Source organism: Paraburkholderia sp. EG286B (assembly GCF_040965655.1).
GTDB lineage: Bacteria > Pseudomonadota > Gammaproteobacteria > Burkholderiales > Burkholderiaceae > Paraburkholderia.
Genome location: NZ_JBFRCF010000156.1, coordinates 1 through 471 on the forward strand (window position 1 = coordinate 1; position 471 = coordinate 471).

Genomic DNA, 471 nt, shown 5'->3' on the forward strand with positions numbered 1-471 from the left:
CAGCACGGCCCTTCCATCGATCGCGACCAATCAGCACAACACGCGCACCAGCCGCAACCATGCCGCGAGCGATGCCGAGCCCAATGCCGCTCGCTCCACCCGTAATGACCGCCACCTTTCCTGAAAGGTCGAACATTGTTGTCTCCTTTTTAAGTTTGAGATACGAACCGGGAATGAGGGTAGCCGAGCAGGATTCGGTACGGTGCAGGGAGCCTGCACGACATTTTTCGTTGGCGAGCATTCATAAAACGCATGCGTGGCGACGTGCAAATTTGCGATTGAATCGCCTCGGGAGTTCCGGGGTGTTAACGGGCGCGCAGAATTGACCCACCGGGTCAAATTTACGCTCGCCAACAGACACAACGATGCAACGACTGCTTACCGGGCGACAACGTCGCCTGAATCTCCGATTGTTGTTTTAGGCGAACGACGCTGCCTGGCCGACAAGCGTCCGCTCGCCGGCCAGTTTGC

Annotated in this window: 1 protein-coding gene; it reads right to left on the reverse strand. The window is 57.5% G+C overall.

Annotation, left to right across the window (positions count from 1 at the left end; genetic code table 11):
* Window positions 1-241: SDR family NAD(P)-dependent oxidoreductase (locus AB4Y42_RS44180; RefSeq protein ID WP_368697888.1), on the reverse strand; the 241-nt coding region annotated here is incomplete at its 3' end.
* Window positions 242-471: the final 230 nt, after the last annotated feature.